Raw genomic sequence first — 20,047 nt, 5'->3', positions numbered from 1 at the left:
TACAGGTTTAGGTTATTAGTATGATTAAAGAAAAATATCCGAATAAAATTTACCGGCGCTGTTATCTTCTTCAAGCGCCTTTGAAACAGCCCGTATATCGGGCAGGGGCAATCCCGATCTTACGAGTTTATATTTACCAGTTTCTTTTTCGTAGTTTTCTACAAGGTTAAAATTTGATTTTTCTTTATTATTGAATTGAATGGCATTGTTGCACAAAAAATATATTGCATTGGCTCCATTCGTTAAAGTAACCTTAGCCGCATCGGAAAATGAATACCGGCTGCTGCCATCCACAATAGCCGGCTGATTTAATGAATAATAAACAGGGCTCACCAGAAAATATCTTATATACAGGGGCTTTTGTGTAAACCTGATATAATAGTCAGGTTGCAGGCCGCTATCTATCGTAATAATTATATTACCAAACAATCTGCCATCTGCATCGTTCCTTACGGTAAGCTCCTTTGATGATACATATTTATCCCGGTGCAGGTTGTTGCCTTTTTCAGCAGGACAATTTATGCCCGGCCAGTTGGTAAATAAAAAATTAAACACCCCGATGTCGGCGCCAAAATCGGTTGTATAATTAAAGAAATGCTGATCGGTAAGCGATACCTGAAATCTTACTGTCAACCGGCTGTTTTGCACTGCTGAAGCTGTTCTTTCTTTACCTGCATGAAACGTATCATACAGAATAAAAAAGCCGTTGCTGTTCGGCTTGAACAACAATCCGTTCTTCAATAATAATTCCGCTGTTTCACGATCAGGCCTTGCCTGCAAACCTGTAAATACACCACCTGCGAAATATTCATGCTCAAAAGAAACACCGAATAAATTTTTGAAACACGCTTTCATAATCGTCAAAGCGAACAACGCTACCTGTTTACGTCTGAAATAACCGGCCTCAGCTCATTGATAGCTGTACCGGCAAACGTGATCATCCGCATTTTATAAACAACCGACGGCATATATTTGGCGCCTATTGTAGCCCACATATTATTAAGCCGGTCGGCACTTATATTTTCAATTTCAAATACCAGTTTTTCAATAGCCCCATCGAGGCCGGGTGCATTTTGCCTCGTAAACACATTCTTTTGCTGAAAAAAAGAAATAACAAACGATATAAACCTCAATGCTTCGGCATAGTTATTACTGCCGAAATAGGCAGCAAATAAAATGAACAGGTTAATGTTCACTGCACTGGTTGCTGCAGATGACACTTTATTTACCGGCGCCGGCTGACTGATGCTTTTGGCAAACGATTCTTTTTCAATATTCAGCAATGTACACACCACTTTATTTTCGCCGGGAATGGCCACAGTGCCATCCTGGTTTACAATGCCTGAAATGATCACTTTATCTTCACTAACCTTTAACCAGGCACGCAGGTACTCGTTCATTTCTTTGGTTACGCACGATAATGATTCATAGATCATAACATAACTACATTATATACCCACCCGGCTGTTAACAAAAACAACCGGTAAACAATAAAATGCGGGTCATTGCTGGTATTCATAAGAATACACAGACAAAAACGCTGAGATAAAGAGGATAAAAAAAATTAACAGGAAACTGAGGAGAGTCTATCCGTTAAAAACAACCGACGATTAAAAGTAAACAGGATAATGATTATTATCAAATTTTTTTTAAAAAAAATAAATCACTACTTTTTATTCATGAAACGAAAGAGCATTTTAATATGCAGCTTTATCTTCCTGTATTTTTTTTGTAATACATCATTCGCGAATTACAACTCCCCTGTTCACACTAATGCTCCATTAACAGCGGATACACTTCCCATTAAAGTGCCACCGGGCTTGTTCAGCCGAATAGCCGAAGTGTTTAAATTCAAAAAATACGCACAGCTAAAACAGAAGAATGCCATTATGCAGGTTATACAAAACCTGGGCATTAAAGATTCGATCAGCGCTACCAAAGCAAATGTTGTTTTGTTAACAACCGCACTGAGCTCGATAAAAGACAGCGGTGACATGAATTATAACCTGCTGTTACAAAAAATAGACACCCTTAAACTAATTGCCCGAAAAAACAACGATTCCATTTATAAACAACTGAATGCCTTTGCGCAGCCGCCTACCGATGAAGAAATTTTTGCGCTCGCAGAAAAAATATTACCCATCATTCAGAATAAACTTATAAAAGGTAATGCAAAGTCCAATTCGTCGGCGCCGGATTCAGTGAACCTGCTGCGTTCGGTTTTTTATTATACCAGGCAAAAAACCGATAGCGCAAAAATGAAAATAACCCGCAAAGCAGATATCTATTGCTTCAGCAGCGCTTATATGAATCAAAACTATCTTGACTTCAATTTCAACATATTAAATAATATCATTTTTAACGGGTACGATATAGGAGATAAAAATGCACTGGACATATGCACCGGAAATATAAAAAACAACCGGGTGCTTACAACAGCCAGAGCCAACAAATGCCGCATCTTATTGTCACTGACTACGGCTAACAAGGCGACCACAAGTTCCTTTTTAACCAATGACGCCTGGCAACAAAAAGTTGCAGAAGACCTGATACTGCTGATGTCTAACGGCAGCATCGATGGAGTAAATGTAATGCTCACTGATGTAGACTACAATCACAGCAATAACCTCGTTTCATTTATCGAACTGCTGGCACAAAAAACAGCGCTGCTTACAGTAACCCTTCCGACATTTGACAAAAATAATGGATATGATATCGATGCCCTGAACAAACTCCCCGTAAAACATTTTATTTTAGATTTTACCAGCCAGAAAAACACCAGCACTACCGGGCCGGTAATTTCGCTGAACGGACCCGCCAACAGCATGCAGGCAGCCGCCAGCCGCTTTTTAAATTCAACAGTTCCTTTTCAGAAGCTTATTGTATCAATACCTTATTATGGTGTAAACTTTTCTTTTCATAAAAATAATTACACCTCACATTATCACACGCTTGATGAAATTAGTGAATCCTACGCCGACTCATTGTATTACGACAGCCTTTCAGCCAGCATATACGCCGACGTGAGCGATTTAAACGGAGCAGTTACCAATGAAATCTGGTACGATGATGCATCCACACTAAACGATAAATACAATTTTATTTTGCAAAACCATTTCGGCGGAATCGCTATTGAGCCCCTGAAAAAAAGCGCCGCTATCGGATATGCAAGCATCTGGAATGGAATTGCCAATGCATTTTTTACCGTAACACCCAATACAGACAGGCCGGTCATCCGTTACGATAGTTGTTTATTGGGGAACAATGTACAGCAGGATGCCATTATAAGAAAGGCCATGATAGCGCTTGGAACAAGTAATTGTTATGGCATTCTCAGTGCAGAAGCCACTGTGTGGCAAAAATTAAAGCGCCTGTTTACCAACTCATGTCTGTGCCAGTTAGCCGATACAGGATTACAAACCAATCATTATTTTGATTCTTTACTGCAAAAGAAATTAACAAAAACCGATATATTGTATTACCAGTCGTACTTTGGCAACGAGGCAGTAAGCAGGGATTCAACAGGCGCTTTATTCGAAAAAAACAAAATGTACCTGATTGCATTCAGGTCGGCGGTTAAAAGGGTAATGCTTCACATCAGTTTGCTTATACTTATACTATTCATCGCCACCCTTGCTTATTATTTTAACAACACCAGGGCAAATGGACAGGCATGGAAGCTGCGCTCAAAAACAGAGATCGCTTCGATAGTATCATTGAATTTATTGATTCTATCTACTGCCTTGTTCTTCGATTTCAATAATAGTATGCATACAGGCGACTGTACTCAATTGCCCCGGTTGTTTTTGCCTGCTATTATTTTTGCAGGCATGCTGTTTGGCTCAGCCACTTTGTATTATGGCGTATTTAAATTGGTAAAAAGCGAAAATGAGCCATAGAACCTCACCCCTGGCCCCTCTCCTTAAGGAGAGGGGTTGGGGTGAGGTTTTAATAATTCTGTATCACACCAAGATCATAGGGAATACTAATATAATTCGGATAGCTGCCATCAACTACGCCCTGTATGATCATCTGGCATTGATTAATATTATCGATCTCCAGTCTTTCATTGGTCCCCGAACGAATCAACTCTACATGCGATACCTGGTCTGTCCAATGGTCCGACTTATAAACAAGGTTCCCTTTATAGGCCCATTGTTCGTTCACTTTTGTAAAGGTGCCGCCGGGACTGGTGGCCGTCCATAACTCCTGCCACCTGCTGGCGCCCATATCTTCCACCACCATATAATATTTTCCATCGGCTTTATTTCTATACACATGCGGTGCTTCAAATGTATTGGTGGCGATCACTTCCGATGCTGACCAGCTGTACGGAAAATTGGTCACAGTGGTCCAGCGCCGTTTGATGGTGTGCGAACCATCATTGGCAGCATAAAACAAATACACATTGGTGCCGTCGGAGATACACCAGTAATCGATACCACCATCGGCAAAGCCCATCGTTCTTACTGCCGTCCAACCAGCCGGGTTGGCCACATCAGTATTGGTTGAAAAAGCCGGCGCAGTTCCGTTCTGGTATATCAGGAACCATTTGCCTTTAACGGGAAAATAAAACACCTGTGGAGCGGCCAGTCCCCCACCCGAGCCAATACTGCTGACCAGTGTGTGGCTTGAGTTTTTTAATCCATCGATTGTGGTGGCCGAAGCATAACCGATCTTCCACACGCTTCCATTGGTGCCGGTATAAAACAGGTGCCAGCGGCTACCTGAATAAATTAAGGAAGGATCTTTCACGGCAATGTCATCAAACGCACCGGAGGGTCCGTCGAAAAAGCATCTTGCTCCCACATTCCAGGTAGTGGCTTCAGTTTGTGGCTGTGTTTCGGTTACATTGGTTTTTTCTTTTTTAGCGCAACCTGTAAGCGGTTGCATGAACATGGTTGAAATGGCAGCAATCGCTGTTACCACGATTGGTTTTGCAAGCATCGTTAGCATAATAGTATTGTTTATCTGTTTTCAAATGGCAATCCTAAAAAATAGCTACCCCGATCGGTTTGTGATAACCGGTATGGGTAACGTATATATCAAGGCACATGAAAAGAACAATACCCTTAAACAGATAAAATTTTTTTATCCGTTTCGTATTTCAGAAATGACTTATAATCTTTTTTTATACTGTTTTTTCCAATTATTTCTATGGGTTATGCGAAAAAAAAGCGGGCTATTTGCAGCCTCTTCATTAGGATGAATGATTGTTGTTTTGAATAATCATACAGGTTACCCTTACCACAAAGGCTGGTTTCTTCCGGCCTTTCTGGCAAGGATTTCGCGCAAAGGCCCAGGACGCAAATCCACATACGACAAAAAAAGGCTGCATCCTGATGATACAGCCTCTTAAACCTTTATATACCTGAAAAGAAGAGAACTTACATTAGCTTAATACTACTTTTTTACTACCGAGAACATGAATCCATAATGCACCAGAAAGAAAACTTGTTAAAGTAAGCAGGGCTGAATAAGCATACTGTTCATGCATAAAAAGAACAAAACTAACCAGGCTTGCAATTACTATCAGTACAATTGTCGTAAGCGTAAAGATCGTTTTCATATAAGATGTTTTAAAGTGTTTTTAATTACTGTAAGCGTTTTGCTTGTATGTACTAATAGAAGGCGCAAAAGGCCGGAAGTTTATTAATGAAATGCTAAGACGCAGGATATAAACGCATTAATAAATCTTTAACAATAGCACTTTAAACCGTTTAAATTCTTATCTGATTGCTTACTCCACTGCTTTCAGCTCCAGCACCACACTTGTTCTGTTTGCGTTTACGTCGGGATTATAACCGATCGTCATCAGAAATTCGCCGGTGTAGGTTTTGTTGTTGTTGATGGCAGAAGCGGTGCCGGGGTAAAGGTTTAGCTCCCTGAGCATATATCGCTTTTGCGGGTCAAGACCTTTCATACGAATGGGCAATGCGCTGCCCGCACCATACCGGTTGCTCACAAGATAATTGAAGATAACACCAGCCGTTTTTTGTTCATTGAGGTATAACATGGCGGCCACACCATTATTCACCGGGTCCTGCAAACGGTATTGATCGCCCTGCCAGATAATTTGTTTGATGGTGTTATACGTTTTGAGGGCATCCTGGCAAAACCGGAGGTCTTTTTCACTCAGCTTATTCACCACAATATCAAAACCCAGCTTACCCATCATCGCCACATCAGTTCGATATTTGATGGGTTGCTTTCCCCAATCGGTTACGTGGTTGGCCGAACTGATGGCGGGATAGAAATAGGAATATTCCCATTGCATAAAGATACGTTCCAGCGGATCGGTATTATCGCTGGGCCAGAATTCGGTGAAGTATTGCAGCGCCGCATAGTCAACACGGCCTCCCCCACCCGAACATAACATCATGGGCACAGTTGGGTATTTTTTCCTGATCCTTTGCAATACCGCATACAACCCCTGCACATATTGCACATAAAAATGCGACTGGTTGGTTAAATGAGCCGAGTAGGCATTGTATACTACGGCATTGCAGTCCCATTTTATGTAAGCCAGCTGCGGATTTTTTGTAAACAGGTTGTCGATGGCGTTGTAAACAAATTGTTGCACCTGCGGGTTGCTCAGGTCAAGCACCAGCTGGTTCCTGAAATAATATTCGCTGCGGTTGGGTTGTTTCACTACCCAGTCGGGATGTTTTTCATATAGCTCACTGCGCGGGTTCACCATTTCAGGTTCGATCCAGATACCAAATTTCACGGCATTAGCCTGCGCTTCGCTTACGAGGGAAGCAATACCATTGGGTAATTTTGTTTTATTTTCCTGCCAGTCGCCCAAACCGGCATCATCATTATTACGGGGGTATTTATTGGCAAACCAGCCATCGTCGAGCAGAAAAAGATCAACTCCCAGTTCTTTGGTATCTTTCAACAGCGCTTTTAAGCGCGTTTCATTGAAATCAAAATAAGTCGATTCCCAGTTGTTCAATAAAGTAAGTCGCGAACCTTTTCCATCAAGCAGCTTATAGTTGCGCGCCCAGGCATGCAGCTTGCGGCTGGCGTCGCCTTTTCCTTTCAACGACAATACCGACAAAAACGCAGGCGTAGTAAACACTTCACCGGGTTTTAATGTATAGGGTGATGCATGGTTGTTCACGCCGGCAATGATGCGCAGGTTGTCCTGGTTATCGAGCTCAAGGTCGATCCTGAAGTTGCCGCTCCATTCCAAAGCGCCGTACAACACAGCCCCTTCGTCTTCTGTAGCTGGTTTGTTGAGCGAAACCATAAATACAGGCGGTTGAAACAGATCGGCGCGCGTACCCAGTTTTGAATCGAGCGTTTTAATGCCATGCGTAAGCCGGGTTTCTTCGGGCTGCATTTCTTTGGCCCAATCGCCATGGTATTGCCGCAGCCAAAAGCTTTCAGATTTAAGGTATAAGCCGGCCGAGGCAAATTTTTGTAACACTACATTGCCCTTTTCGTTATGCCTGATTTCGCTCCATTGTTCTGTAACATCTTCATTGAAAAATGTTTTATAAAATAACTGCACTTCAAAATTGTATACAGGATCTTTCAATACTACTGTCAATAAAGATATGTTTTCATCGAGCTTTTTTGATTCATGCCGCACGTATTGCAGGTCGAGTGAATTATTACCATCGGCGTGGGTAACAGCTATTGCCGGCTCAAATAAATTGCGTGAGCCCGAAGCAGCATAGGCGGCATTGGCAACACCGGTATAATCGCTGGTTTGTTTATATAAGGCCGTTATAGATTCATACTCTTTTTTATCCTGAAGTTTAGGCCCGAGGTAAACAATATTCAGGTTGTTGTTGCTGTTGGTTTGCAGCACCAGCGCGTTGTGAAGCGTTTCTAACGGAATAGTAACATTTTGCGAAAATGCGTTTTGATGTACAAAGGATGATAAGGTGATAATGGTTATGCATGAAATGGTACGTAATGACATGTTATTGCTGTGTAAGTTGTGGTGTATATCGTTTTTCGTCTGTAATTAATTTCCAGTTGTCGGTACGGAAAGGCGCTGCGGGTAAGCCATCTGCATTAAACAAATTGGCTCCACTGGCATCATCGGCCCAGGCATATCGCACAGCAACCGGTTTAGATACTTCTGGAGCCGCAACCATAACGGTGTTTCCGGTAATGGTTGCTTTGGCAACATAAAAGTGCTGATCGGCCCCGGCTATTTCAAACCCGGCTGCATTGCCGGCCGAATCAGGCTTTGCGGTCAATCCTTTACCGGTGTTTATAAATTGTATGGCGATACTGCTTCCCTGTATCTGCATGCCTTTGTACACAGGTCCTGAAGCGATCATTTTAACGCCATAAGTTTTTTGCAATGCGAGGGCGGCGAGCCGTTTTCCCACATCCTGTTTATTTCGGGGATGGATATCTTTAGGATCGCCCACATCGATGGTAACGGCCATACCGGTGTTGGGGAGCGAAGCGGCCATAAACTGTGCCTCGCGCAACTCGGCCCAGGCGCTTCCCTGGTTGCTGTTGCCATTACCGGCACTATAACTGGTGAGCTGTACAAAATAAAAAGGCATGGCGGGCTGATGCCACCGCATGCGCCAGTCGTTGATGAGCAGCGGCATCGCCTTGCGGTATTCAACAGCACGTCCTGCATTATTTTCTCCCTGGTACCATATTACGCCTTTGATCGCGAGTTTTTCTATGGGATGTACCATGGCATTATACAACACAGAAGGATAATCATTAGGACCAACGCCTTTGTTCATACGCACCGATTCAATACGGAATTTCCAGGTGCCGGCCAGCGCTATCGCTTTGCCATCGATCGTCAGCGAACAATCGGCCGGTTCGCCATAGATGCCACCGCCGCCACCGGTATCTTCGACCCGCACAGCAATTACATTTTTCCCTTTTTTCAATACCCCGGCGTTTATGTTGTAGACCCGCTTTACACTGTAACCATTCACTTCCCCTGCTTTAATACCGTTGATATTGGTTACATCATTATCGTCGATCATGGCCAGGTTCAATACAGCCGGTTTGCCGGCATCGGCTTCATCGATAATAATTTCTTTGCGCAGCCATATCACGCCGTCGAATTTCGGTCCCGGCTCCTGGCTTTCCCAAAGGCCCGGCACTTTCATTTCGTGCCATTCACCATCATTAAAATCAGTTGCCGGCCATTGGCCCAGGGTTGAGGTATCAACTTTATCCAATTGCATCGACGCAAGCCAGGCCTGTGTTTGCCGATCTTTCATCGCAGTAAGCCCGGCCGTGCTTTTTTCTGGCGTTAGCGCCATCAGCCATTTATAATAAGGTTCCTTTTCAAAACCTGTATGACTGATCCAGCTTTCAATATCGGTACCGCCCCAGGTGGCATTGATGAGGCCGATGGGAATATGCAGTTGCTGATGCAGGGCCCTTCCGAAAAAATAACCAACTGCCGAAAAAGGCGGAATAGTTTGCGGATTGCAGGTTTGCCATGCTCCTCCTTTCAAATCAGCACCTGGCTGGCCCTGTATATCCTTTTCAACTGTAAATAAACGAATGGATGGATAAACAGCCTCCGCAATTTCCTGCTGTGCATTCAACACCTGCCCCCATCCGCTTAATGGCATTTCCATATTCGATTGCCCCGAACACACCCAGATATCGCCCATCATTATACCATGCAGTGAAATAGTTGTTTTTCCCTGCACCTGTAAATTGTAAGGTCCGCCGGCGGGCTCAGGCGCCAGCACGGTTTCCCATATACCATTTGCATCTGTTTTCACCGATCGTTGCTGTTTATGAAATTGCACGGTAACAGCTTCGGCAGGTGAAGCCCAGCCCCATATTCGAATAGGTGCATTCCTTTGCAGCACCATGCTGTCGCCAAATATTTTGGGTAAACGCAACTGCGCCTCCATTGTGCCTGCAAACAAAGTAAACAAAACAAGCATCATTGATCGTTGAAGCAATCCTTTTTTCATATGTACTGTTAATATTTATTGGTATCCTGTAGTGGCTGCGTTACGGCATGTGTAATGGTACCATTTACATTTATTTTTACCGACTGCTTCTTTGGTGAGTACAATTTATACCCGGTAACCCGTCCCTGCTTCCAGGAAAAATCAACGGTAACATTTCCCCGGGCTTTCATTCCTCTTACTGATCCTCCGCTTTTCCATTCATCGGGAATGGCAGGCAGCAAATAAATATACCCCTCATGACTTTGCAACAACATTTCGGCAATGCCGGCGCCGGCGCCAAAGTTACCATCTATTTGAAAAGGAGGACCAGCCGATAACAAATTTGGATAAACACCGCCGCCGGCCCCGTAGTTGATATCAGTTTTACGGGTTGGCTTCATGATCTCACGAAACAGTTTGTAGGCCCTGTTGCCATCGTGCAGGCGGGCCCAGAACAATTGTTTGTAAGCAATAGACCAGCCGGGTCCGTCATCGCCTCGTACATTCAGTGTTTTTTTACAGGCTTCGGCCCATTCAGGTGTTTGGGATGGCGTGATCAGACTCGCCGGATACAACCCATACAAATGAGATATATGCCTGTGCTGCTGATCTGTTTCTTTATATTCTTTCAGCCATTCCATCAACCGGCCATCGGCCCCAATTTGTGCAACCGGTGGTATTCGTTTCAGTTTTGCTTTTAATTCATTGCTGAACGGTTCATCCAAATGCAGCTTTTCTGCAGCTGTAATTACATTGTTGAACAGCTCGCGAATGATCTGGTTATCGATGGCAGCGCCCATGCAAATGTGTGCCTGTTTGCCGCTGCCATCGGGCATAAAAAAAGAATTTTCAGGCGAAGAAGAAGGCGCCGTAACCAGCCATCCTGTTCCGGGGTCTTTAATAAGAATATCTGAATAGAACGAAGCACAGCCTTTCAAAACCGGATATATCTTTTTCAGGTACCTGATATCCTTAGTAAACAGGTAGTGGTCCCAGAGGTTATTGCACAACCAGCCCGAGCCCGATTTGGTAATACCCCACGAAGCGCTTTCACCGGGCTCGGTAAACAGCCAGGGATTGGTGATCACATGCGCCACCCAGCCGCGTGCATTATAATAGGCTTTGGCAGTTCGTTCACCATGCGGCACCAGCGCGCTGATCAATTCGGTCAATGGCAGGTTCAGTTCCGATAAATTGCCGGGTTCAAGCCCCCAATGATTCATCTGCACATTTACATCGAGGTGATAGTCTCCATTCCAGGGCGTGTGTATTTCATGCGCCCACAGTCCCTGTAAATTAGGCGGCAATAATCCCACCCGCGTGCTGCTGATAGACAAATAGCGGCTGTATTGATAAAACAGCACCGTGAGCCGGTTATCAGGAATAGCTGCATTATAAAATTTTGCCAGCCGCTGATCGGTTGGCAAATCCTCTGATCCCGATTTACCGAGATCAATCTGCATCCGGTTGAATAATTTCCGGTAATTATTGATGTGGTTTTTCTTTTGTATAGCGTAGGGAACAGCCATTGCTTTATAAAGCAATGGCTGCGCGTGTTGCCTGAAACCGGCATCACGGAAACTGGTTTTGGCAGAAAAGAAAAGGATCGCTTCAGTTGCATTATTAATAACCAGTTTATTACCGGCAGCAACAACATTTCCTCCCTTCAATTTGAGTGATAGCAGGGCGATGTATTGCATGCCTTTGCCATTGGTGCCGTTCTGCAGCTGACCCGTCATTTGGAGCCCGTTGCCGGTAGCCATAACCGTTGCTTTCTCTTCGCGCGAAAGCGATACCTCAAAATTCAATTTACCGGGCATGCCGGCCGTAAGCCTTATCACACCTACATCATCACCAAAGCTGGTGAAGTATTCCCTGGTGTATTCTACGGCTCCTATTTTGAACGAACAGGTAGCTACGGCATCGCTGATCGACAATTGCCTTCGATAGCCGGTAAATGAGCCATTGCTGCTATCGGTTGCATCATAGTGAAATGATATCACCAGCCGGCCCAGGGTTTGATAACAACCATAGGGCTCGGCGCCGGAACCTTTACCGGTACAAATAAAATCTTTATCGATCAGGGCCTGCGCCTGATCGTTCTTTCCATCGATGAGCAATTGTTGTATTTCGGGTAATTTTTTATAGGCATTATAGTTATTCGCGTCCTGCGGCGCACCCGACCAAAGCGTAATATCGTTGAGCACTATATTTTCCTGCATCACACCGCCATCGGGCATCATGCCCAGCCGGCCGTTCCCCAGCGGCAGCGTTTCTTCCCATTGCGCAGCCGGTTTATCGTACCATAAACGCAGCGACTGGTTTTGTTGCGCATGGCCGTTGTTCATGCCCAACAATAGTATTAAAAACAACTTACCCATATGAACTATGTTCCTTCTGTACATTAATATGATTGTTGTTTTCATTGTTTTGTTTTAATTCACTATGTATAATCGCAGGCTATTGAAACGCATTGCTTCGCCATCATCTGCCATATCGAGCAAAAGACCAATGGAAAGTGTGGTTTGTTGGGTTAATATAAAATCCATTTTTACATTGGAGCCATTGTCAACTTTTTTGTAGGCGAAAGATGCACCTAGGTTGTCTGCATCCGGCAATCCGTTACTGCCGTTAGCAGCCATCAGGTATACATCGTTGTGAGAACCTGCATACCACCAGTCGATTGATCCTTCAAAGCTGTACCTGCCGGGCGGCAGTATTACTACCTGGTATATTTTTCCATTATGAATTGCGCCCCCGCCCCATCCGGCTTCAAAATATATTTTCGGATCGCCCGATATATCGGTGCCACCATACCCGTTGTGGTTCTTTACCGCATCGTTGCTTACCCAGTCGCGCAATATCGCCCAGCGGCTGCCGTCATTGGCTACATTGGCAACAGGATGCACATTGTTTAACAGCGCTACTTCGGTAAATAAAGACAACGTGTTGGACGTCACCGAAAAGGTATCGATACCTACTGTATCGGGCAGGTATAGCGTATTGTATGTAATCTGTTTCAGGATACTTATGGCTGGCAACGTGGTTTGCTGGTCTTTCAATTTCGCGGCTACGATAGTATCGTGTGCATTATCATTGGTATCAAAGAAATGAATGCGCATGCCCAGCACACCTACATAGGCATCTACATTCGCCCAGGTAATTACAGCCGAGCCATCGGGATTGAATATTGATTTCAATACAGCGCGATTGCCTCTTTCATTAACAGAAGCCTGAAAACTGGCGCCATAAACGTTGCCGGTAACGATCATGGGTATCGACCGGTTGCCTTTGTTATCATAGGTACGAAGCGTAAAGGTCATGGGCCCTTCGGGCAAACGATCAACGATTTGTTTGATGGTATCTGTTTTACCCTTGCGGGTGATCGACGTTTCCAGCGAATCACTGCCATTATTCCAGAATACCCTGTATTTTGTTACACCGGGATCGCCGGTGAGCAAACCGGTGATCATTACCCTTCCGTTGCCCGGTATCACTTTCAGTGAATCGAATGTTGCCGGATATATGATCTCGCCCCCTTCGCCATATTTTTTGTAATCATCCATCTTTTTGCACGAGGCCACTATGCCTGTAAGTAATAAGGCCAACAGACTTAAGCGTATGGCGGTAAAATATTGTTTCATGAACATGATTTTACTTTTTTAAATTCTCCGTTAATTGGTTCCCCAAACCGACATGTTCTGTATTTCTATGAAATAAGAACCTACCCAGTTTTGCAAACATTTCAGGCGCAGGTACCGGTAAGGTGGTGTGTCCTCATCAAAGTCGAATGAGAAACCAGCGCTTCCTGCAGCGGCATCGGCGTTGTTCTCCTGTCCCAGCGGTAACCCGCTTGGCTTAATGACTTCACAGGTAAGAATTTTTGTCCATTTACTCCAGTCGCCATCGTGGGTAGGATCATTGGAGCCATATATTTCAAACCGGCGCGGGCTTCCTTTCGAATACCATAGTGAGCCTTCTCTTCGTGTAAGCAGGTTCAGGCGGGTCAATTTAACGGGAGCAGACCCAATGCCCCATGTGATGGTGGTGGGCACGCCCGAGCTTTCATCGGTATAGGTACAGGGCCATTCGTTATTGAACAATCCTTTCCACATCATGTCTACCGTAGTGCCGAACGCCATTTTGGTATCGTTATCGCACTGGTACACAAAAAAGTTATTTCTATCAATTAAAAGCTCTTTGGTCGGCGTGAGCGTGGCAAACAAAGTATCGGTATGGTTCAGCCAGCGGTCGCGCACAAAAAAGGCAAACTTTCTTTGCACCGGCGTAAGCCCTCTTATGCTCACGGCAATAAGCGAGTCGCTGGTGTAAATATTATCCAAACCCGCCCACTGTCCGTTGTTCAGCGAATCGATCATGGGCACAATAACCACATTACCCTTGAACTGATTGAGCGATTTTATTCTTATACCACCCGCCGTTGCCTTTACACTGAGGTTGCGGAATACCAGCTGCATGGGCGATACCAGCGGTTCAACCTGTGCTTCTACCGGCTCCGATGCTACTTCGCTTCTGTTCACAGCAAACAATTGTACCGTATGTTTCAGTGTATCGGTAAAGCCATCCACTTTCAACTGACTGGTGTAATACGACGCTTTTACTTCGCGTTTGGTACCGTTGGCCAAAGCGTATACAGCTTTCACATATAAAAGATCAGGATCTTTGGGCAACGAGTAAGCAATCGTTGCAGCCCCGTTTTCGTTTTGAACGGTTACGTTGGTCACTACACCCGGCGGAGTGCCGTTGTTTTCTATCAAACCATTTATGCCTGCTTTTTTGCAACTCCACATTCCCGTTAGCATCAGCAGTACGACTATTATTGAAATTTGTTTTTTCATATTGGTATGTTTTAGTTCTCGAAAAGGCGCTTCCTTCGACTGCGCTCAGGATTCTCAAACATCCTTCCACTTCGCTCAGGACACTCACCATCCGGGGTTTTGCACCAGGTTTTCATTTACCGGCAGATTCGATTCTTTGATGGGCCACAGGTAATCGCGCGGCACTATAAAACGCATGGTATAATATGTGGTGGGTATATAAAACAATTCAGGATGATCGGCCGTGCCCGAACGGTCCCAGCCCGATACATTCGCGTTGAGCAGTTGCGCAGCGAGTTTCCAGCGACGAAGGTCCCAGAACCGGCTTCCTTCAAAAGCCATTTCAATATTGCGCTCGTTGCGAATGATATTACGCAAACCTTCTTTGGTTTGGTATGCACCGGGATTATTCGAGAAGTTGGTGTAGCTGTACTGTACGGTTGGCAGGCCGGCCCTGTCTCTTACCAGATTCAGGTATTGGTACACTTCTTCCGACGGGCCGTTCGCTTCATTCATAGCTTCGGCATATAACAGGTACAGGTCGGCGAGGCGCATGGTGGGGAAAGGATAATCTTCGATATGACTGCTGTTGTTGCTCTGGTATGCGAATTTCCAGTTCACCAGTTTCTTGGGGTAATACGTGGTGATGGTAACCGCAACCCCGCTGCCATACTGCCCCAGTTTCAATTGGGCGCTCCAGGTGTTTTCATCAGTATGGCTCGGACTGTTTTGCATGTACCAGGTACCGCCATCAAAACCAAGATCGGCATAATAGCGTGGCTCCCGATCGAAATTCAAACGCGCCGTACGGTAGCCTTCCACGATATTGAATCGCTCATCGTGCGTAGCCGTTCGCAGCTGGTTGCCATTGGTAAAATCAAGTGTTTTATCTTCTGTAACCGGTACACCGTTTTTGGTATAGAACTGTTTTACCACCTGCATGGTGGGTCCGAGTGTGCCATAAATGCTTGAGTTACCCGAGTTGGCAGGATCGATGTGCGCCATGGACGAATACTGCAACTGCCAGGTACTGGAATTAGAGTTGGCCCAGATCCATTCCTGATTCCATTTTTCACAAACAGCATTGCGAATGCTCATTTGTGTTATGGTACCATCTGTAAGCGGGAATCCTGTTGTATTGATAAATCTATACAGGTAAATACCGGCCGCCGAACAGGCTTTAATGGCATCATCAGCGGCTTTGGCGGCTCGCTGCCATTTTTCGGCGCTATACGCAGAAGATATGAGTTGCACACCCTCTTTATCTTTGAAATTGCTGTAGTCTGAGTTACCGTTGAACAGCGGACTGGCGCCATATACCAGCACACGGGTTTTTATGCTTTTGGCAATGGCCACGGTTATACGACCCAGTTCGGTAGAAGGGGTTAACAACGCTACCGGCAGGCGGGTGGCAGCATCGTCTATCAAATTAGCAATATAATTTACGACTGAGTCAACCGGCTGGCGTTTTACTTTTGTTTGCTCAAGCGGCGCATTTACAGCAATATTCTTATCCATAATGGGTATAGGCCCGTATTGCCGCATTAACAGGAAATGATAATATGCTTTCAGGAACATCACCTCTCCAATCCACCGGGTTCTTTCATCGAGGGTGAGATCGGGAATTTTGTTCAGGTCCGATACATTTTCAAGAAACGTATTACAGGTACGAATAGCTGTAAACATATTTTTGTACCCCACATTATCGAAATTGTCGCCATCCCAGATATTCACATAAGGACGCACCACATTCTGGCTGCCACGCGCCACATTCCAGTTAGTAGCGGTTAAACTGGCAGGCGGATAGGCCAGCCAGAACTCATCGCCGCCCTGGTAAGCGATGTTGCTCACCGGATCGCCCTCGTTTGGCAGGTACGAATAACAGGTGGCCAGGTATTTCTCTGCTTCTGAGCGCATGGTAAACGCATTATCGAGTGTAGCCACATTATCGGGCACCACATCCAAAAAATTCTTTGTACAGGCCGCAGTAAACAGCATGTAAAAAGCCAGTATATAATAGATTGTTTTCATTGTTTGCTTGTTTTTAAAACCCAAAATTGATCCCGAGGTTGTACACAGCCTGTACCGGATAGCCCAACCCGTTACCCCCCATTTCGGGGTCCCATAGTTTGAACCTGCTGAAAGCAAAAAGGTTCTGACCATTGGCGTATATTCTTAAGTTAGAGAAGTGCATTCGGTTGAGCCATTTGCGTGGCAACGTATATCCTAATTCCATTGTTTTTAACCGCAGGAAGGTGCCATCGCGCAGCCACCAGTTGGAGGTTTGAGAATTGTTGTTGTTGAACTGCGCATCGAGCCGGGGCCAGAAGGCGTGCAGATCCTGGTTCTCTTCAGACCAATGACTTTCGGCTACAGCCTGCAGTAAGCCATTTTGGGAACCGCCGTTCAGCACAAAGGGAGATATGTTATACGCATTGATAAAGAAAGATACCCTCGCGTTGCCCTGGAAAAAGGTGCTTATATCAAGTCCCTTATAACCGAATGAAAAGCCAAATCCATAGGTGATCTCGGGTGTGGTGGGAAAACCAAGCGGCACATAGTCAAGACTGGTGATCTGTCCATCACCATTTATATCGCGGTATTTGATATCGCCGCCCATCGGTGCATTACCGCCAAAGCTTTGTACAGGCGATTTGCGGGCCTCAATATCGTCAACAAACAATCTTTCTGCAACGAGGCCATATCCCTGGCTCAACGACTGGCCAATGCGTGAGAGGTATTTTAAATTATCGAGATAATTGGGTTCTTCATTCACCCTGAATTTGCTGGTAGCGTAGGTCATGTTGGCGCGTACCTGCAACCACATATCTTTTTTGAAATTCTTTGAATAATCAACCGCCACATCAACGCCTCTGCCTGATGCCTCGCCCACATTGGCCTGCACGCCTGCTTCCAAACCCATGGTAGAAGGAATGGTGCTTCGATACATAAGAATGTTTGAACGAACCGAGCGAAAAGCATCTACCACTACATTGATGCCGTTCCTGAACGACAGGTCCATACCCAGGTTGGTGGTAGTGGCTTTTTCCCAGGTGATGTCGGTATTGGCGTACCTGTTTATCGAATAGCCGGTTACGTAATGGCCCTGATCAAGGCCAAAGTGATAACCATTGGCATCATTATTCGGGTTTACATTTGATAAATAAAAAAAGCGGTCGCCCGAGTTACCAATCTGGTCGTTCCCCACGAAGCCGTAGGTAAACCGGAATTTCAGGTTGGAAACAATATTCTGCAGGCGCTCAAAGAATTTTTCATTCGAAACGATCCAACCCAGCCCTGCTGATGGAAAAAATCCAAAACGGTGACTGGCGGCAAAACGTTCCGAACCATTATAACCAAAATTCAGCTCGGCCAGATAGCGGTTATCATAAGCGTAGGTAAACCTGCCCGAAAGCCCCATGTTCCTCGCAGGCAGGGAAGATTGCAGATCGCCTGCATTGGCATTGAGAAAATTGCGAAGGATGCCAATGAGCATACCGCTTACGGCATGCTTCTGCCCGAAGGTGCGGTTATAGTTCGTTGCGAACTCGGCGTAGGTAACGGTATTTATTATTTTATTGCCCGGGTTATAATTCAGGTATTCGGTACCCTGACCGGGGTTCAGTGGCGTTAATACCGTGAGCTTGCCATTGGCATCGGGTAGTAATGTATAGTAGAAAGGATTGTACCGGCGATTCAAATCAAAAAATGAATAGCGCTGCGTATAGGCCATGAACCGCGCAGCCAACCCGGGCGTTACAAAACTGAAGTTCTGGTTCAGCTCAATCTGCGCATTCACGATAGAAGAATTATACTGCTGAAAGCCCGATACCATACCGGCAAACGGATTGTTGTACAATGAGGTTGTATTGCCTATGTAGGCATTGCCAAACAAAGGATGGTGCAGGTAGGGCGCATAACCGGCCGGGTAATACGCGGGGAACATGACAGGGTTCGACCAGATAGCGCTGTTAAATACAGCCCGTCCGCCGCCCACCCAGTTACCGTCGCCATCGCGGTATCCCATCGGGCCATTATAATCATCGAACTGTGCCGACGTTCTTACAGTAGCCCGGGTAGTAGGTGTAATGTTGATGTTGACATTTGAACGAACACTATAATTGCCCAGTTTGATATTGCTGTTAAAGCTGCTGCCGGGAACAGTTCTGAGTATACCACGGTCGATATTATAGGTACCGGCAATGTAGTATTGTGCTGTTTTACCACCGCCGCTTACGTTCATATCAAATTTCTGGTTGATAGTATAGTCTTTTATGAGCGCGCTGATCCAGTTGTTATTGGGATATTTCAGGGGATCGTCGCCGGCTTCGGTATGATCGATTTTGTTTTGTGAATATGGCAACACCCCCAGCGGATCTCTGGTGAGCACCGCTTCATTGGCCAGCTTCATGTAGGTAATATTATCGGCAAATTTGAAATTGCGGGTATTGGTCGAAACAGGCACTTCCATCCGCACATTGAATTTAGCCTTGCCTTCCGCGCCCATTTTTGTTGTCACCAGTATAACGCCATTGGCGCCGCGCGCACCATAAAGTGATGATGCGGCCGCATCTTTCAACACCGAGAATCCGGCAATATCATCGGGTTGCAGACGGGCAAGGTCGGTGGCAGAAGATTCCATACCATCGATCAATATCAGCGGATCTCTTTTACCGGCGCCAAAAGTGCCAACGCCCCTGATAAAGAAAGAAGCATTATCGGCGCCCGGCTCACCACTTTGCTGGTAGGCGATCACTCCCGAAATTCTTCCGGCGAGCATTGTTGTGAGGTTACTGGTAGGCCCCCGCAATTCTTTCGGATTGATGGAAGTAATAGAGGCCACCATGCTGGCTTTCTTTTGCTTACCATAAGCCACTACCACTACATCGGCGGTTGAATCGTCGGCCAGTGACAGCATCACGGTAACAGGTTTTCCCTTGTGAACCGTAACGCTCTTTGACCGGTAGCCCACAAAAGAAAACTCCAGCATCACCTGATCGCCAGGAATATCCAGCGAAAAGCGGCCTTTTTCGTCGGTGCTGGTACCCTGGCGGGTGCCTTTTATCAGCACCGATACGCCGGCCAGCGGCAGTGCGTGGGCGCTGTCTGACACAACACCCGACACCGGACCGCCGGCTTGCTGTGCAAAGGAACCGGTTGATAAAAACAGTAAACAAATGCAAATAGTAAAAAGAAGAGAGAAGGAGGTATGCCTGAAGGCTGTACACCCCCACCTACAGCAGGCAAATCGTTTGATCATAACAGCAGTGGTTGTTTCGAAATGAACAAAAGAGG

The 20,047-nt window shown here is 45.5% G+C and carries 12 protein-coding genes; 1 reads left to right on the top strand and 11 read right to left on the bottom strand.

Features of this window, described 5'->3' with window-relative positions; genetic code table 11:
• Nucleotides 1-24: 24 nt before the first annotated feature.
• The gene (locus AC59IL_RS25345; RefSeq protein ID WP_496555011.1) at nt 25-855 is read right to left on the bottom strand and encodes a hypothetical protein; all 831 of its coding nucleotides are present in this window, start codon (nt 853-855) and stop codon (nt 25-27) included.
• Nucleotides 856-875: 20 nt separating this feature from the next.
• Nucleotides 876-1,436, bottom strand: coding sequence for a Pvc16 family protein (locus AC59IL_RS25340; protein WP_496555010.1), 561 nt, complete (start codon nt 1,434-1,436; stop codon nt 876-878).
• Nucleotides 1,437-1,679: 243 nt separating this feature from the next.
• On the opposite strand from AC59IL_RS25340, the gene AC59IL_RS25335 reads away from it, so the two are divergent.
• Nucleotides 1,680-3,899 (top strand): glycoside hydrolase family 18 protein, encoded by a 2,220-nt coding sequence (locus AC59IL_RS25335; protein ID WP_496555009.1) that lies wholly within the window; start codon nt 1,680-1,682, stop codon nt 3,897-3,899.
• A gap of 49 nt (nt 3,900-3,948) precedes the next feature.
• On the opposite strand, the gene AC59IL_RS25330 is transcribed toward AC59IL_RS25335, so the two are convergent.
• The 9 genes from AC59IL_RS25330 to AC59IL_RS25290 all read right to left on the bottom strand — a co-directional run bounded on the left by AC59IL_RS25330 (nt 3,949) and on the right by AC59IL_RS25290 (nt 20,012).
• Entirely contained in the window at nt 3,949-4,956 is a 1,008-nt protein-coding gene (locus AC59IL_RS25330) for a non-reducing end alpha-L-arabinofuranosidase family hydrolase (protein ID WP_496555008.1), read from the bottom strand.
• Nucleotides 4,957-5,392: 436 nt separating this feature from the next.
• Nucleotides 5,393-5,569, bottom strand: coding sequence for a hypothetical protein (locus AC59IL_RS25325; RefSeq protein ID WP_496555007.1), 177 nt, complete (start codon nt 5,567-5,569; stop codon nt 5,393-5,395).
• Between the two features lie 171 nt (nt 5,570-5,740).
• Nucleotides 5,741-7,936: an alpha-galactosidase gene (locus tag AC59IL_RS25320; RefSeq protein WP_496555006.1), complete on the bottom strand. Its 2,196-nt coding sequence runs from the start codon at nt 7,934-7,936 to the stop codon at nt 5,741-5,743.
• A 1-nt stretch (nt 7,937) separates the two neighbouring features.
• On the bottom strand, nt 7,938-9,935 hold the full coding sequence (locus tag AC59IL_RS25315; RefSeq protein WP_496555005.1) for a sialate O-acetylesterase: 1,998 nt from the start codon (nt 9,933-9,935) through the stop codon (nt 7,938-7,940).
• A gap of 8 nt (nt 9,936-9,943) precedes the next feature.
• Nucleotides 9,944-12,340: a glycoside hydrolase family 95 protein gene (locus tag AC59IL_RS25310; RefSeq protein ID WP_496555004.1), complete on the bottom strand. Its 2,397-nt coding sequence runs from the start codon at nt 12,338-12,340 to the stop codon at nt 9,944-9,946.
• Nucleotides 12,341-12,349: 9 nt separating this feature from the next.
• Nucleotides 12,350-13,558, bottom strand: coding sequence for a DUF4998 domain-containing protein (locus AC59IL_RS25305; protein ID WP_496555003.1), 1,209 nt, complete (start codon nt 13,556-13,558; stop codon nt 12,350-12,352).
• A gap of 30 nt (nt 13,559-13,588) precedes the next feature.
• Nucleotides 13,589-14,773, bottom strand: a complete 1,185-nt coding sequence (locus tag AC59IL_RS25300) for a DUF5000 domain-containing lipoprotein (RefSeq protein ID WP_496555002.1) — start codon at nt 14,771-14,773, stop codon at nt 13,589-13,591.
• Between the two features lie 84 nt (nt 14,774-14,857).
• Complete coding sequence (locus tag AC59IL_RS25295) at nt 14,858-16,783, bottom strand: RagB/SusD family nutrient uptake outer membrane protein (RefSeq protein WP_496555001.1); 1,926 nt, start codon at nt 16,781-16,783, stop codon at nt 14,858-14,860.
• 13 nt (nt 16,784-16,796) lie between these two features.
• On the bottom strand, nt 16,797-20,012 hold the full coding sequence (locus AC59IL_RS25290; protein ID WP_496555000.1) for a SusC/RagA family TonB-linked outer membrane protein: 3,216 nt from the start codon (nt 20,010-20,012) through the stop codon (nt 16,797-16,799).
• Nucleotides 20,013-20,047 lie beyond the last annotated feature (35 nt).

The sequence above is a fragment of the Niastella sp. sgz303648 genome (assembly GCF_059587045.1).
Note: the sequence above shows the minus strand (reverse complement) of the source record. Positions and strands in the feature narration are given on the sequence as shown.

Excerpts from the sequence above, each read along its gene's own strand:
- AC59IL_RS25345 (WP_496555011.1), bottom strand. The coding sequence starts at position 855 with ATGAAAGCGTGTTTCAAAAATTTATTCGGTGTTTCTTTTGAGCATGAA.
- AC59IL_RS25340 (WP_496555010.1), bottom strand. The coding sequence starts at position 1,436 with ATGATCTATGAATCATTATCGTGCGTAACCAAAGAAATGAACGAGTAC.
- AC59IL_RS25335 (WP_496555009.1), top strand. The coding sequence starts at position 1,680 with ATGAAACGAAAGAGCATTTTAATATGCAGCTTTATCTTCCTGTATTTT.
- AC59IL_RS25330 (WP_496555008.1), bottom strand. The coding sequence starts at position 4,956 with ATGCTAACGATGCTTGCAAAACCAATCGTGGTAACAGCGATTGCTGCC.
- AC59IL_RS25325 (WP_496555007.1), bottom strand. The coding sequence starts at position 5,569 with ATGAAAACGATCTTTACGCTTACGACAATTGTACTGATAGTAATTGCA.
- AC59IL_RS25320 (WP_496555006.1), bottom strand. The coding sequence starts at position 7,936 with ATGTCATTACGTACCATTTCATGCATAACCATTATCACCTTATCATCC.
- AC59IL_RS25315 (WP_496555005.1), bottom strand. The coding sequence starts at position 9,935 with ATGAAAAAAGGATTGCTTCAACGATCAATGATGCTTGTTTTGTTTACT.
- AC59IL_RS25310 (WP_496555004.1), bottom strand. The coding sequence starts at position 12,340 with ATGAAAACAACAATCATATTAATGTACAGAAGGAACATAGTTCATATG.
- AC59IL_RS25305 (WP_496555003.1), bottom strand. The coding sequence starts at position 13,558 with ATGAAACAATATTTTACCGCCATACGCTTAAGTCTGTTGGCCTTATTA.
- AC59IL_RS25300 (WP_496555002.1), bottom strand. The coding sequence starts at position 14,773 with ATGAAAAAACAAATTTCAATAATAGTCGTACTGCTGATGCTAACGGGA.
- AC59IL_RS25295 (WP_496555001.1), bottom strand. The coding sequence starts at position 16,783 with ATGAAAACAATCTATTATATACTGGCTTTTTACATGCTGTTTACTGCG.
- AC59IL_RS25290 (WP_496555000.1), bottom strand. The coding sequence starts at position 20,012 with ATGATCAAACGATTTGCCTGCTGTAGGTGGGGGTGTACAGCCTTCAGG.